Source organism: Martelella sp. NC20, from assembly GCF_013459645.1.
Taxonomy (GTDB): Bacteria; Pseudomonadota; Alphaproteobacteria; order Rhizobiales; family Rhizobiaceae; genus Martelella.
On the sequence record NZ_CP054861.1, the window covers coordinates 411,551 to 426,990 of the forward strand.

11 protein-coding genes are annotated in these 15,440 nt (G+C 62.7%); 8 read left to right on the forward strand and 3 right to left on the reverse strand.

Features of this window, described 5'->3' with window-relative positions:
• The first annotated feature begins 146 nt into the window (after positions 1-146).
• Entirely contained in the window at positions 147-290 is a 144-nt protein-coding gene (locus HQ843_RS02015; RefSeq protein WP_018064992.1) for a DUF1127 domain-containing protein, read from the forward strand.
• 190 nt (positions 291-480) lie between these two features.
• Here HQ843_RS02015 and HQ843_RS02020 read toward each other — a convergent pair whose 3' ends face one another.
• Positions 481-870, reverse strand: coding sequence for a DUF930 domain-containing protein (locus HQ843_RS02020; RefSeq protein ID WP_246710249.1), 390 nt, complete (start codon positions 868-870; stop codon positions 481-483).
• 185 nt (positions 871-1,055) lie between these two features.
• Between HQ843_RS02020 and HQ843_RS02025 the strand changes: the two genes are divergently transcribed.
• The 4 genes from HQ843_RS02025 to HQ843_RS02040 all read left to right on the forward strand — a co-directional run bounded on the left by HQ843_RS02025 (position 1,056) and on the right by HQ843_RS02040 (position 7,759).
• A complete protein-coding gene (locus tag HQ843_RS02025) occupies positions 1,056-3,170 on the forward strand; it encodes a S9 family peptidase (RefSeq protein ID WP_180901992.1) in 2,115 nt (704 codons plus the stop codon).
• 83 nt (positions 3,171-3,253) lie between these two features.
• Positions 3,254-4,519, forward strand: a complete 1,266-nt coding sequence (locus tag HQ843_RS02030) for a DUF2254 domain-containing protein (protein ID WP_180900057.1) — start codon at positions 3,254-3,256, stop codon at positions 4,517-4,519.
• A 134-nt stretch (positions 4,520-4,653) separates the two neighbouring features.
• The gene (locus HQ843_RS02035) at positions 4,654-6,984 is read left to right on the forward strand and encodes a glucose/quinate/shikimate family membrane-bound PQQ-dependent dehydrogenase (protein WP_180900056.1); all 2,331 of its coding nucleotides are present in this window, start codon (positions 4,654-4,656) and stop codon (positions 6,982-6,984) included.
• 172 nt (positions 6,985-7,156) lie between these two features.
• Positions 7,157-7,759 (forward strand): superoxide dismutase, encoded by a 603-nt coding sequence (locus HQ843_RS02040; protein WP_180900055.1) that lies wholly within the window; start codon positions 7,157-7,159, stop codon positions 7,757-7,759.
• Positions 7,760-7,876: 117 nt separating this feature from the next.
• Here the strand turns inward: HQ843_RS02040 and HQ843_RS02045 are convergent, their stop codons facing one another.
• Positions 7,877-8,791 (reverse strand): LysR family transcriptional regulator, encoded by a 915-nt coding sequence (locus tag HQ843_RS02045; RefSeq protein WP_180900054.1) that lies wholly within the window; start codon positions 8,789-8,791, stop codon positions 7,877-7,879.
• Between the two features lie 295 nt (positions 8,792-9,086).
• Here HQ843_RS02045 and HQ843_RS02050 point away from each other — a divergent pair, with 295 nt between their 5' ends.
• From HQ843_RS02050 to HQ843_RS02060, 3 genes are all read left to right on the forward strand, one after another.
• Entirely contained in the window at positions 9,087-9,881 is a 795-nt protein-coding gene (locus tag HQ843_RS02050) for an alpha/beta hydrolase (RefSeq protein ID WP_180900053.1), read from the forward strand.
• Positions 9,882-9,940: 59 nt separating this feature from the next.
• Positions 9,941-11,143: an efflux RND transporter periplasmic adaptor subunit gene (locus HQ843_RS02055; protein ID WP_180900052.1), complete on the forward strand. Its 1,203-nt coding sequence runs from the start codon at positions 9,941-9,943 to the stop codon at positions 11,141-11,143.
• 115 nt (positions 11,144-11,258) lie between these two features.
• Positions 11,259-14,456 (forward strand): efflux RND transporter permease subunit, encoded by a 3,198-nt coding sequence (locus tag HQ843_RS02060; protein WP_180900051.1) that lies wholly within the window; start codon positions 11,259-11,261, stop codon positions 14,454-14,456.
• Between the two features lie 129 nt (positions 14,457-14,585).
• On the opposite strand, the gene HQ843_RS02065 is transcribed toward HQ843_RS02060, so the two are convergent.
• Positions 14,586-15,437, reverse strand: coding sequence for a fumarylacetoacetate hydrolase family protein (locus HQ843_RS02065; protein WP_180900050.1), 852 nt, complete (start codon positions 15,435-15,437; stop codon positions 14,586-14,588).
• Between the last annotated feature and the right edge of the window lie 3 nt (positions 15,438-15,440).

The following is a 15,440-nucleotide window of genomic DNA, read 5'->3' on the forward strand; positions in this document are numbered from 1 at the left end:
GCACACTGCCCATTAAAAAGGCTTCCATTTCGAGCCCTGCGTTTTTTGCATAGGGGCAATGCTGTTACCCCCCTGCCTCGTGCCGCGCAGGCTCTGTATATATCCAATCAACAACAGCGCACCGAACACACGAAAGGAGCCGCAACATGAACATTCAACGCTCGTTCAACAACTGGCTCAAGTATCGCGAGACCGTCGCCGAACTTGGCCGCATGAGCAATCGCGAACTTTCCGACCTCGGTATCAGCCGCGCTGATATCCGTCGCGTCGCCCGCAAGGACGCGATCTGACAGAGCTTTCGAAGGGTGCTATCCTCCTCCCGGCCCCCTTCGATCAGGATCGGCGATCCTCCTCCTCCTCCCAAGTCGCCGATCTCCACGATGACGCCCACCGGATCCTCCTCCCCCGGTGGGCGTTTTCATGTGCGCGAAATCCTGAAGCGTTTGGCGCAAGAGCGCGTCCCGGAAAAGCGGACCGACATTACGGATAAAGATAAAGCCGGTCCCAGGCCTTGCGCGGGATCTCGTTGCCAATCTTGAAACTGAAAGACTTGATCGCCAGTTCATCGCTCGCCGCCGCGCAGTGATAGGACAGCTTGTACCAGTGGCCATGGGAGCGCATGGCGGCGCCCGGCGCGTCCAGCGTGGTGCCGTTCACTTTCGTCGGCGCGAAGGTGTAGGCAATCACCTTGTCGGGGCTCATGTCCTTGCGCGCTTCATCAATCCGGCCCATCGCCTCGATATCGCAGCGCTGCTCCAGCTTTTCCTCGGGATCCAGCCGGTCGAGCTCGTTTTCGACCCGCTGGTTGATTGCAAGGGCCGGCGTGGCAATGAGCGTCAGGGTTATCAGCGCGAGGAAAGCCTTGGTCAAATCCATATCTCCGATCGTGAATTTTGTTTTTTCGCGCCTGCGGACGGGCCATCCGGGTTTCCCGGAAGCGCTTTACATGTTTTGAACACAGAGCAACCGAATACGGCAAGTCTGAGGCCCAAGCTTGATGTCGCTCCGCGCGCCACCTATCTTGCGCCGACATGACTTACCCGAAAGGCCTGCCCGTGACCCCCTTCAAGACGCTGCCCGATGCTCCGAAAGCGATCAAAAAGCCCCTCGACGATACCCGCCACGGCAGGACCCGCACGGATGACTATGCCTGGCTGAGGGCTGAAAACTGGCAGGCGATGTTCAAGGACCCCGCCATCCTCGAACAGGACATCCGCGCGCATCTGGAGGCTGAGAACGCCTATATGAAAGCCGCGATGGCCGACACCGAGGCGCTGCAGAAAAAGCTCGTTGCCGAAATGCGCGGCCGCATGAAGGAGGACGACAGTTCCGTGCCGATGAAGGAGGGCCCCTATGCCTACGGCACGGCCTTTCACACCGGGGCCGAACAGCCCTATTTCTTCCGCATACCGCGCGATGGCGACGTCAATGACGAAAGCCTGCGCGAAACCCTGCTCGACGGCGACAAGGAGGCCAAGGGCAAGGCCTATTTCGATCTTGGCGGCTTCGACCAGTCCACCGACCACAGCCGCGCGATCTGGAGCTATGACGACAAGGGATCGGAATTCTACACGCTGAAGGTCCGCGACCTTGAAAGCGGCAAAGAACTTGAGGATCGCATCGAAAATACCGGCGGCAGCGGCGTCTGGGCGCCGGACGGCAGGAGCTTCTTCTATACCGAGGTCGATGAAAACCACCGCCCCTCGAAGGTCTTCCATCACGTGATCGGCACCAGACAGGCTGACGACCGGCTGGTCTACGAGGAGAAGGATCCCGGCTTCTTCGTCGGCATCTCGGGCTCGCTGCTCGATGATTTCATCTATATCGACATTCACGATCACCAGACCTCCGAAGTGCGCATCATCCCGACCTCACGTCTCGACGCCGCGCCGGAAATCGTGGCGGAGCGCGAGACCATGGTGGAATACGACGTCACCGAGGGCGGCGATGTTTTCTATATTCTGACCAATGACGGCGGGGCCAAGGATTTCAAGATCATGGAAGCGCCGGTCGCCACGCCCGGCAAGGCGCACTGGAAAGAAGTCGCGCCGCATCAGCCGGGGCGGCTGATCCTGGCCCATATGGCCTTCGCCCGCCATCTGATCTGGCTGGAGCGCTTTGCTGGCCTGCCCCGCATCGTCATCCGCGACCGGGCAACCGGCGCGGAACACGCCATCGCCTTCGATGAGGAAGCCTATTCGCTCGGGCTTCAGGGCGCTGCCGAATATGACACCGACACGATCCGCTTTTCCTATTCTTCGATGACGACGCCGAGCCAGCTCTATGACTACAACATGGCGACGCGCGAACGCACCCTGCTGAAAACCCAGGACGTGCCCTCCGGCCATAACCCGGACGACTATGTCACCCGCCGCATCCAGGCAAAGACCGCCGATGGCGAACTGGTGCCGGTCAGCATCGTCTATCGCAAGGATACGCCGCTCGACGGCACCGCGCCTGCCCTGCTTTACGGGTACGGCGCCTACGGCATTTCGATTCCCGCCTCGTTTTCCACCAATTGCCTGTCGCTGGTCGATCGCGGCTTCGTCTATGCCATCGCCCATATCCGCGGCGGCAAGGACAAGGGCTTCGCCTGGTACGAAAACGGCAAGATGGCAAACAAGAAGAACACCTTCTCCGATTTCATCGCCGCCGCCGATGCCCTCGTGGCCGAAGGTTTTACCGGCCACGGCAGGATCGTCGCCGAGGGCGGGTCCGCCGGCGGCATGCTGATGGGCGCGATCGCCAACATGGCGCCGGAGAAATTCGCCGGCATCATCGCCGGCGTTCCTTTCGTCGATGTGCTGACCACGATGCTGGACGACACGCTTCCGCTGACGCCGCCGGAATGGAACGAATGGGGCAACCCGATCGCCACGCAGGAGGCCTATGACTACATCGCAAGCTACAGCCCTTACGACAATATCGACGCAAAACCCTACCCTGCCATTCTGGCGCTGGCCGGCCTTACCGACCCCAGAGTGACCTATTGGGAGCCTGCAAAGTGGGTGGCAAAGCTGCGCGAGGCCACCACCGGCACGGCGCCGATCATGCTCAGAACCAATATGGACGCCGGACACGCAGGCGCGTCCGGACGGTTCCAGCGGCTTGAGGAAATCGCGCTGGAATACGCCTTCGCGCTGAAGGTTTCGGGCAAGGCCGAAAGCTGAGGATCGGCCTCGCACGCTGCCCCGAGCGGAACCAACAGGCTTCGCCGCACGTTTCATGTTCTCGCAGGAAGGGGCGGCGCTGAATGAAGTTCGAAATGTCAAAGGGCTGGTGGATTGTGCTCCAGGCCACGCGTCAGGTGTGGTTTGTCGCCTCGCTCTACTGCGTCGCCGCTGTGCTGACCGCCCTGCTCGGCGTGATGGCCGACCCCGTCATTCCGAAAAGCCTTCAGGACATTATCGGCCGCGGCGCGGTCGACAGCCTGCTGACCATCATCGCCACCAGCATGCTGTCCGTTCTGGTGTTTTCGCTGAACACGCTGGTCCAGGCCTCGACGGCGGCCGCCAGCAACGCCACGCCGCGCGCCGTCGGTACGCTGTTGCAGGACCGGATAGCCCAGTCGGCGCTTTCCACCTTCCTCGGCGCCTTCATCTTCAGCCTTGTCGGCCTGATCGCGCTCAACACGTCGCTCTATGGCGGCGGCGGCCGGCTGGTGCTGTTTGTCGCCACCATCGCGGTGATCGTCCTGATCGTGGTGACGCTCGTGCGCTGGATCAACTATCTCGGCCATCTCGGCCAGATCACCAAGACGGTCGCACAGGTCGAGGCGGCCGCCACCCCCTCGATGGAGCACTATCGCCGGGCTCCCTATCTGCATGCCCACCCGCAGAAGGACAAACGCCCCGCCGGGCTTGACATGATCGAGCACGACAAGATCGGCTATCTGCGGTTCATCGACGTTCCGGCACTCGATGATATCGCGGAGCGGCTCAAGGCGAACATCCACGTGCTTGAGCGTCCGGGCGCCTTTGTCACGCCGGGCCGCCATATCGCCGGGATCGCGCTTCCTCGGGAAAGCGCGACCGATGAGGAGACACGGCAAGCCCTGCGCGGCGCGTTCACCGTCGGCAATGCCCGCAGCTACGACCAGGACCCGCTTTACGGCCTGACGGTGCTCTCGCAGATCGCCATGCGGGCCCTGTCGCCCGGCATCAACGACCCGGGAACCGCCATCGATGTGATCGGCAATCTCGTGCGGATCATGGCCTCGGGCAGCGAGGCCGACGCGGACGTGCGTCACGGCCGCGTCTTCATCCCGGCCATTGAAACCGACGATTTCTTCGATGCCGCTTTTACGGGCATTTCCCGGGACGGCGCGGACAAGGTGGAGGTCGGGCTCCGGCTGCAGCACGCTTTCGGCTCGCTGTCGCTGCTTCCCTTTGAGGGTTACGGCGCGAATGCGCGCAGCTATTCCGCCCAGACGCTGGACCGTGCTCGACAAATGCTCGATTTCGAGAATGATATCAAACGTCTCGAAGCATCGGCCAGAAAAGGCCATCTGACGGGCTGAGGCGGGAACATTCCGCTGCCGTCGTCGTTACCTCTACTGGTCCGCTCCGATTTCGGGGCGGCTTTCCATGTCTGCGGACGCGCGCCGGAACCGTCCGCCAGAAGACACGCGTGAACTGTACGGGGACCTGTTCCATGCTTATACTGACGACATTCATCTTCGCCGTGATCGGCCTGTTTCTGGGCGGCGGCGGCATCTGGCTGATCACGCTTGGCGGCAGCTGGTTTTATCTGATCGCGGGCGCCGCCTTTCTGGCGACCGCTGTTCTTCTGCTCATCCGTTCGGCGCTGGCCTACTGGGTCTATGCCGCCACCATTCTCGTGACGCTGATCTGGGCTTTGCTCGAAGTGGGCCTCGACTGGTGGCAACTCGGCGCGCGCGGCGGTCTCGTCGTGCTGCTCGGCCTGTGGATGCTGCTGCCCTGGGTTCGCCGGCCGATCCTGCGCGATGAATACGGTTTTCCCGAAAAGGTCCCGGCCGCCCGTGCCGGCCCGTGGCCGCTGGTCGCGGTCATCGCCGCCTCGATCGTCGTTGCGGCGGTATCGCTGTTTACCGAACCGCATGCGATCGAAGGCTCGCTGCCGGGCGCGCGCAACGCAAGCGCCGCAACGGCGGACCGTGTGCCCGCGAGCGAATGGCATGCCTATGGCCGCAGCGAAAGGGGCCAGCGCTGGTCGCCGCTCGACCAGATCACGCCCGACAATGTCGGCAGTCTTGAGCTTGCCTGGCAGATCCAGACCGGCGACATGAAGGGGCCGAACGATGTCGTCGAGACGACCTATGAAAACACGCCGCTGATGGTGAAGGACACGCTCTATGTGTGCACCCCGCATAGCTGGGCGATGGCCTTCGATGCCAGGACCGGCGAGCAGAGATGGAAATTCGACCCGAAGGTTCCGGTCGACGGCAACCGCCAGCACCAGACCTGCCGGGGCGTGACCTATTACGACGACCCCGACATCGCAGAGGGCGAGCGCTGCAAGGAACGGGTTTATCTGCCGACCTCCGACGCCCGCCTGATCGCGCTCAACGCCGCGGACGGCACGGTCTGCGAGGATTTCGCCGACAACGGCACGCTGCGCCTCCAGACCAACATGCCCTACAAGACGCAGGGCTACTACTATTCGACGTCACCGCCGCTGGCGATTGGCGGCAAGATCGTGGTCGGCGGCTCGGTCAACGACAATTACTCGACCGACAGCCCCTCCGGCGTGATCCGCGCCTATGATATCGACACCGGCGAACTGATCTGGAACTTCGACACCGGCAATCCGGACCGGACCGCGCCGCTCGGCCCCGGCGAGACCTATACCAAGAACTCGCCCAACAGCTGGTCGGTGATGTCCGGCGACAGCGAGCTCGGCCTGATCTACGCCCCGATCGGCAACCGCACGCCGGATCAGATCGGCCTCAACCGCTCGCCCTCGGTCGAGAAATATTCCTCCTCCGTCGTGGCGCTCGATGTGGACACCGGCGAGCCGGTCTGGAATTTCCAGGGCGTCCACCATGACCTTTGGGACATGGACGTGCCCGCCCAGCCGGCGCTTCTCGACCTCACCATCGATGGCGAGACCGTGCCGGCGCTGGTGCAGGCGACCAAGCAGGGCGAGGTCTTCGTGCTGAACCGCGAGACCGGCGAGCCGATCCTGCCAGTGAAGGAGGTGCCCGCGCCGCAGGAGGGCGGTCTTGCGGGCGAAAACCTGTCGCCGACCCAGCCGGTCTCGGCACTCTCCTTCAATCCGCCAAAACTCACGGGCAAGGATATGTGGGGCGCGAGCCTGCTCGACCAGTTGGTCTGCCGGATCAAGCTGAAGCAGTACAACTACGAAGGCCGCTACACGCCGCCATCGGAAAACGGCACGATCGTCTATCCCGGCAATTTCGGCACGCTCAACTGGGGTTCGGTCGCCGTCGATCCGGAACGGCAGGTGATGTTCGCCATGCCCGTCTACATGGCCTATACCTCGACGCTGGTGCCGAAGACGACGCCCGGCGTTCCGACCCAGGGCATCAATTCCAACAATGGCGCCGATTACGCCGTCGCCTTCTCCACCCTGCTCGGCCCGCTCGGCGTGCCCTGCCAGGCGCCGCCATGGGGGTATGTCGCGGGCGCGGATCTGACGACCGGCGACATCGTCTGGAAACACAGGAACGGCACGATCGAGGACATGACCCCCATACCGTTGAAGATCAGGATGGGTGTCCCCGGCATCGGTGGCCCGATCATGACCCGGGGCGGCGTCGCCTTCCTCGGCGCGACCATGGACAATTACATCCGCGGCTACGACGTCACCACCGGCAAACAGCTCTGGGAAGCCCGGCTTCCCGCCGGCGGCCAGGCAACGCCGATGACCTACGAAACCGCGGACGGCACCCAATATGTCCTGATCGTCGCCGGTGGCCACGGCTCTGTCGGCACCAAGACCGGCGACTATATTCTGGCCTACAAGCTGCCGGAGGGATAGGATAGGCCCGCTGGCGGCCCCGCCAGCTTGGCAAGGGCGTACCGGTATTTACCCGAACGCCCTTTCCTTCCGGCAATTTGTCCGGATATTTCCCTGATTTGCGGTTGCCCTTCTCCCGAGGGTTTCCTATGTAATTCGCAAGCGTCAATTTATTAAATGAGGAGTATTGAACATGGCTTTTGAACTTCCCGAACTGCCTTACGCCTACGACGCCCTCGCGCCCTTCATGTCGGCCGAGACGCTGGAATTCCACCACGACAAGCACCACAACGCCTATGTGACCACCGGCAACAAGCTGGCAGAAGAAGCAGGCCTCGGCGGCTTGTCCGTCGAAGAGGTGATGGTCAAGGCCTACGGTTCCAACCAGCCGCTGTTCAACAATGCCGGCCAGCACTTCAACCACACCCATTTCTGGAAGTGGATGAAGAAGGATGGCGGCGGCACCAAGCTGCCGGGCGCGCTCGAAAGCGCGATTTCCTCCGATCTCGGCGGTTACGACAAGTTCAAGGCCGATTTCATCGCCGCCGGCGTCGGCCAGTTCGGCTCCGGCTGGGCCTGGCTCGCCGTCAAGGATGGCAAGCTTGAAATCATGAAGACCCCGAACGGCGAAAACCCGGTGGTCCACGGCGCCAAGCCGATCCTCGGCGTCGACGTGTGGGAACACTCCTATTACATCGACTACCGCAACGCCCGCCCGAAATACCTTGAAGCCTTCGTCGACAGCCTGATCAACTGGGACTATGTCGCCGAACTCTACGAAGGCGCCACCAAGTAAGGCCACTGCCTTCAACCAATTTCGAAAGCCCGGCCCCTGTGCCGGGCTTTTTCATGCCGTGCGTCGCCTGCTTTCGGCCCACGGCGTTTTAGGTGGATCCTGAGCAGCAAGGCGGAGTCAAGGCGCGACATCCAGCTTTCTATCAGCCAGCAACTGCACCAGCCAATCGACGAATACCCTGACCTTGTTGCTCAGGTGGCGGTTCGGCGGATAGACGATGTAGAGCGGGATGGGGTCTATCTGCCAGTCCGGGAGGACCCGGACCAGTTCCCCTCTGGCGAGCGGCTCGGCGGCCATGAAATAGGGCAATGGGGCAACGCCAAGCCCGGCCAGAGCGGCCGACAGGAAACTCCTGGCGTCGTTGACGGCCAGGTTGTGGCGGGCGTTGATCTCCAGCATTTCTCCATCCTTCCGGAAATCGAAGGCCACGGCGCGATTGTTCAGCGCGGTGAAATAGCTGACGCATTGATGGTCCGTTTCCAGTTCGCACGGATGGATGGGCGCGCCGTGCTTTTCGATATAGCGGGGCGCGGCGCAGGTGATCAGCGAGACTTCCGCGACGCGACGCGCAATCAGAGACTGGTCGGTCGGCACGCCGCCGCGCAGCGCGCAGTCCACGTTTTCGGCGAGGTAATCGACGGTACGGTCGCCGACGCCCATGTCGATATGGATTTCCGGGAATTTGAGGTAAAAATCGCCGAGCGCGGGAATGACGATCCAGTCGGCAAAGGCTCCGGCCATTTCGACGCGCAGGCGGCCGCTCGGCAGGGTGTAGGAAGCCGCAAGGCTGGTGTCGAGTTCGTCGATTTCGGCGATGATGCGGGTTGCGCGTTCGTAATAGAGCGCACCGTCGGTCGTCACCACGACGCGACGGGTGGTGCGGTTCAGAAGCTTGGTGTGCAGGTGCGCCTCCAGCCCCTGGATGAGGTTGGTGACCGTCGCTTTCGGCATATTCAATGCTTCCGAGGCGCGGGTGAAATTGCCCATATCCACGACCCTGACGAAGGCGCGCATGGCGGATAGCTGGTCCATGTGGTTTTCCCGAACATTGTGCAATGCGGTATTATTCGAAATTTCGAACAGTGTACTCGTAATATGGTGCTTGTTCGGGATTTTGAATAAACTAAATTGTTTTTTGAGAATTGCAGTGCAGGCGGCCGCCGGCAAGGGCGTGCTGGATGGAGTGCGGAAATTTCAGGGACAGGGATTTGCAAATCTGTTCGACGATCGCCATGGCGAAGCGTGATTTGTCGTTTACAATACCGACCCGAGGAAAAGCGTCATCAGGGCGCACCCCAACTGCCTCTGTCTGGAATGGAAAAGGACAATGACCGTCGAGATCAAGGACATGTCTCTGGATAATGTTGGCACCGGCCGGGTCGAGGTCCGGGTCTATCAGGGCGCCGAATACGCCAAGGGTCCCCCGGTCCTGATCTATTTCCAGGGCGGCGCTTTTCGCCATACCGGTCTCACCGCCTGCCCGATGGCCGAGTGCCTGGCCGGGCAGGGAGCGATCGTGGTGGTGCCGGATTACAATGTTCAGGGCTCGGTTTTCCCGAAGCCGCTGGAGGTCGGCTTTTCCGTGTTCTCCTACATGGCGAAGAAGCGGGCCGGGTTCGGCGATCGGAAATCGCTGCTGATCATCGGGGGCGAGGAGGCTGGCGGCAATCTTGCCACGGCGGTCGCGCTGAAGGCGCGGGATCATTTCGCCAATGAGCTCGATGGACAGGTCCTGGCGTCGCCGCTTCTGGATCCGTTCATGGGCTCGTCGTCTTCGCGCAATGCCGGTTGCATCGGCATGCGGGAACGCTGGGCCGAAGGCTGGAGCCACTATATGAGCGGCGGCATGTGCCATCCCTATGCCGCGCCGTCGCTTTGCTCGCGGCTGGCCGGGATCGCGCCTGCCCTCGTTCTATCGTCCGAGGACGACCCGCTCCTTGATGAAACGATGTCTTACGCCAAGCGGCTGGAAGCTGCAGGCGTGAAAGTTAAGAAGCACATTCTTCCCGCCGGGTCAGGCTGGCCATCGGTTTATGGCGGGAAGACCGGGGAGACACCAGACTGGCAGGAGAGTGTTGGTGGCCAGTTTGCTGAATTCGTTCGCGATATCTCCATTCACTGAATCAACTGGAAGATGAACTGATCTGGAGCGGCCCTCCCAGCCGCAAGGAGTTAAAGACCATGACGACGACTTTGAAACGCTGGGCCCTCGCGGGCGCCGGCCTGGGGCTGGCTGCGTCCATTTCAGCTGCCGTATTCTATTTCGATCTGCCGGTCGGCCTGGTTGCGAACGCAACGGAAGAGGCAAGCGCGCCGGCTGCACCGCCGCCCGCGACGCCGGTCACCGTCACCGATGTGCAAAGCCGGAAGGTGACGATCTGGCAGGAGTTTTCCGGGCGGCTGGAGGCTGTCGATCGCGTGGAGGTGCATCCCCGCGTCGGCGGGGCAATCCAGTCGGTCGAATTTCGCGAGGGGGCGCTGGTCAAGGCGGGCGATCTGCTTTTCACCCTTGACGCCGCCCCCTATGAAGCGGCCGTCGCCCAGGCGGCAGGGCAGGTCGCCTCGGCCGAGGCCAAGGTCGATCTCGCAAAGCAGCAGCTAGATCGCGGTCTCCGTCTGGCCGACAACCGTACGATCTCCGAGAGCGAGATGGACCAGCGCAAGAATGCCGTAGCCGAGGCCGATGCTGCCTTGAAGACGGCCCAGGCCGCGTTGCAATCCGCTCAGCTCGAGCTTGACTATACCAAGGTCAAGGCGCCGGTTTCAGGACGCGTGGGCAGGGTCGAGATCACGGTCGGCAATCTCGTCTCCGCCGGAACCGCCTCCCCGGCGCTGACGACGCTGGTCTCCGCCGATCCGATCTATGCGAGCTTCAACGCCAGCGAAGAGGTGGTCGCAAGGATCCTTTCCGAACTGCCGGCAACGAACAGCGCCTTGCCGCCGATCGACCAGATCCCCGTCGAGATCGGGACGTTGCTGGATGACGGCACGCCGATTTCCGGCAAGGTCCAGCTCATCGGCAACGAGGTTGACGCCGCGAGCGGAACAATCGCCGTTCGCGCGGTGATCGACAATCCCGACGGGCGGCTGATCCCCGGTCAGTTTGTGCGCATCCGCATGGGCGAGCCCCGGCCGGAGGACAAGATCCTGGTCAGCGAACGCGCGATCGGAACCGACCAGGACAAGAAATTCGTGTTCGTGGTCGGCGCCGACAATAAGGTCGCCTATCGCCCGGTGGAACTGGGGCGCAGCGACGGTGGCGAACGGATCATCGAAAGCGGCCTTGCCGATGGCGACCGGGTGGTCGTGAACGGATTGCAGCACATCCGCTCCGGCGCGCTTGTCGATCCGCAGAGCGAAAGCCCGCTCGCCGCCGCGCAGTAACATGACAGGGCGGAGCGGCAACGCTCCGCCGCCTTATCCGAAAAACACATGACCGCCGCGGAACCCGCTTCTCCGGCAGCGGGTTTTCTTTGTCCTCTTTGAACCGGGCCCTCACATGAACATTTCCAGATTTTTCATCGACCGACCGGTATTCGCAGGCGTGTTGTCGATCCTGATCGTGCTTGCCGGCCTGATCGGCATGCGCATGCTTCCGATCGCGGAATATCCCAATGTCGTGCCGCCATCGATCGTGGTGCGCGCCGTCTATCCCGGCGCCAATCCGGTGGTCATCTCGCAGACCGTGGCAACGCCGCTCGAAGAGCAGATCAACGGCGTTGAAGACATGCTCTACATGAACAGCCAGGCAACCTCGGATGGTGTTCTCACGCTCACCGTCACCTTCAAGCTCGGCACGGACCCCGACAAGGCCCAGCAACTCGTCCAGAACCGGGTGTCCCAGGCGGAGCCGCGCCTGCCGTCCGAAGTGCGGGCGATCGGGGTCACGACGGTCAAGAGTTCGCCGGACTTCATCATGGTGGTCAACCTGATCTCCACCACGGACCGCTACGACATTACCTATCTGCGCAACTATGCCACGCTCAACGTCAAGGACCGCCTTGCGCGGCTGGAAGGGGTCGGGCAGGTCCAGGTCTTCGGCGCGGGCGACTACGCCATGCGCGTCTGGATCGACCCGCAGAAGGCGGCCGAGCACGGGCTTGCCGCCAGCGACATCACCAATGCCATCCGCGAGCAGAACACCCAGGCCGCTGCCGGTATCATCGGGGCGTCGCCAGCGCCGGCTGGCGTCGACATGCAGTTCAACGTCAATGCGCAGGGCCGCCTGAGCACGCCTGAGGAATTCGGCGAGATCATCGTCAAGTCGGGCGCAGGCGGCGAAATCACCCGCCTCAGGGACGTTGCCCGCATCGAAATGGGCGCCGACGACTACACGCTGCGCTCGCTTCTCGACGGCCAGCCTGCCGTTGCCATCGCCGTTCTTCAGGCTCCGGGCTCCAACGCCATCGAGATCGCCGACAATGTCCATGCCACCATGGATGAACTGCAACTCGCCATGCCGGACGGGGTCAAATACGAAATCGTCTACGACACCACCGAGTTCGTGCGATCCTCGATCGAAAAGGTGGTCGACACCCTGCTCGAGGCGATCGCTCTCGTGGTTCTCGTGGTCATCCTGTTCCTGCAGACCTGGCGCGCCTCGATCATTCCGCTGATCGCGGTTCCGGTATCGATCATCGGCACCTTCGCGGTGATGTATGCGTTCGGCTTTTCGGTGAACGCGCTGACGCTGTTCGGGCTGGTGCTGGCCATCGGCATCGTGGTCGATGACGCGATCGTCGTGGTCGAAAATGTCGAGCGCAACATCGAGAATGGCCTGAACCCGCGCGAGGCGACCTACCGCGCCATGCGGGAAGTGTCCGGTCCGATCGTCGCCATTGCGCTCGTGCTGGTGGCGGTATTCGTGCCGCTCGCCTTCATCAGCGGCCTTTCCGGCCAGTTCTACCGCCAGTTCGCCCTGACCATCGCGATCTCGACGGTGATCTCCGCGATCAACTCGCTCACCCTGTCTCCGGCGCTCGCGGCGCTTTTGCTGAAGCGACATGACGCGCCCAAGGACTGGCTGACGCGCGTCATGGACCGGCTGTTCGGTTGGTTCTTCCGTGGCTTCAACCGGGGCTTCGGCGCGGCGTCCCACGGTTACAGCCGCGGCGTCGGTGGGCTGCTGTCGCGCAAGTCGCTGGTGATGATCGTCTATCTCGGCCTGATCGGCGCGACCTATGCCGTCTTCAACGCGGTTCCGGGCGGGTTCGTGCCGGCGCAGGACAAGCAGTATCTGATCGGCTTTGCGCAATTGCCGGATGGCGCCAGCCTCGACCGGACGGAAGACGTGATCAAGCGGATGAGCGACATCACGCTTGAGCAGCCGGGCGTGGCCCATGCGATCGCCTTTCCGGGCCTGTCGATCAACGGTTTCACGATCGGCTCCAACTCGGGCATCGTCTTCGCCGTTCTGGATGATTTCGCGGACCGGAAGACACCGGAACTGTCGGGCGGAGCCATCGCGATGCAGCTGAACCAGAAGTTCGCCGGCATCCAGGATGCGTTCATCGCGATGTTCCCGCCGCCGCCGGTCAATGGTCTGGGCTCGACGGGCGGCTTCAAGCTGCAGATCGAGGACCGGGCCGGGCTGGGCTATCAGGCGCTCGACGGGGCCACCAAGGCGTTCCTCGCCAAAGCCTACCAGACGCCGGAACTCGCCGGGCTGTTCTCCAGCTTCCAGATCAACGTGCCCCAACTCTATGCCGATCTCGACCGCGCCAAGGCGGAGCAACTGGGCGTGTCGGTGAGCGATGTGTTCGAGACGCTGCAGATCTATCTGGGCTCGCTCTACGTCAACGACTTCAACGCCTTCGGCCGAACCTACAGCGTGCGCGTGCAGGCCGATTCCGCATTTCGTGCCGAGCCGGAGGACATCGGTCAATTGCAGGTCCGCTCGCGGTCCGGCCAGATGATCCCGCTTTCGGCGCTCTTGAGGGTGGACAGCACCACCGGTCCGGAGCGGACCACGCGCTACAACGGCTTCCTGTCGGCCGATATCAACGGCGGCCCGGCGCCGGGCTTCTCGTCGGGACAGGCGCAGGCCGCCATTGAGCGGATCGCCGACGAGACCCTGCCGGTCGGGATCGATTTCGAATGGACCGACCTGACCTACCAGCAGATCCTTGCCGGCAATTCGAGCATTGTCGTGTTCCCGCTCGCGCTGTTGCTGGTCTATCTGGTGCTGGCGGCCCAGTATGAAAGCCTGACGCTGCCGATAGCGATCATCATGATCGTGCCGATGGGCGTGCTCGCCGCGCTCGCCGGGGTCTGGTATACCGGCGGCGACAACAACATCTTCACCCAGATCGGCCTCGTGGTGCTTGTCGGGCTATCGGCCAAGAATGCGATCCTGATCGTGGAATTCGCCCGCGAACTGGAGTTCGAGGGGCGAAGCCCGATGCAGGCGGCGATCGAGGCGAGCAGGCTGCGCCTCAGGCCGATCCTGATGACCTCCATGGCGTTCATCATGGGTGTCGTGCCGCTGGTGCTGTCGACCGGCGCGGGGGCGGAAATGCGGTCCGCCATGGGGCTTGCCGTGTTCTGCGGCATGATCGGCGTCACCTTCTTCGGGATATTCATGACGCCGGTGTTCTATGTGCTGCTGCGCAAGCTTGCCGGCGAGCGGCCGCTCAGACAGCACATCGCGATCCCTGAGGACGGCGAGCCGGTCGCGCACCACGCGCCCGCCGAATAGAACGAGTGCGCCCCGAAAGGGGCGAACTCATGCCGCTGACAACCATGTCCTCGGCTGGCAACCTTCAGGCTACATTGGTTTCATCTCCGCCCTGTCGCCATGGCGCAGATGAATACGGCAAAGGGATGCCTACGCGTTCCAGGCAATCGTCTTCTGGCTCTGCTCGCCAAGGCCTTCGATGCCGAGGCGCATGGTCTGGCCTTCCTTCAGATAAACCGGTTCCGGCTTCTGCCCCATGCCGACGCCGGGGGGCGTGCCGGTGGTGATGACGTCGCCGGGCTGCAGGCTCATGAACTGCGACAGGTAGCTGACGAGGTGCTGCACGCCGAAGATCATCGTCCTGGTCGAGCCGTCCTGATAGCGATGACCATCGACCTCAAGCCACATGGCGAGGTTCTGCGGGTCCTCGACCTCGTCGCGGGTGACGAGAAAGGGGCCGATCGGGCCGAACGTGTCTGCGCTCTTGCCCTTGACCCACTGGCCGGAACGCTCGGTCTGGAATTCGCGTTCGGACATATCGTTGACGACGCAGTAGCCGGCGACATGATCCATCGCATCGGCCTCGTCGACATAACGGGCTTCCTTGCCGATGACGACGCCGAGTTCGACCTCCCAGTCGGTTTTCTTCGAATTGCGCGGAATGCGGACATCGTCGTTCGGGCCGATGATGGCGCTGGTCGCCTTCATGAAGATGATCGGCTCCTCAGGGATCGCCGCGCCGGTCTCGGCGGCGTGGTCGGCATAGTTGAGGCCGATGCAGATGAACTTGCCGACATTGCCGACGCAGGGGCCGATGCGGCTTTCCGATGGCAGCACCGGCAGGCTGCCGATATCGGCAGCCGCAATCCGCGACAGGCTGTCGGCGGAAAGCGCATCGCCTGCGATGTCGACAACAACGGAAGAGATGTCGCGATAGCTGCCGTCGGTGTGCAGGATGGCGGGGCGCTCGGCGCCCCTGGCGCCAACTCGTAGCAATTTCATGTT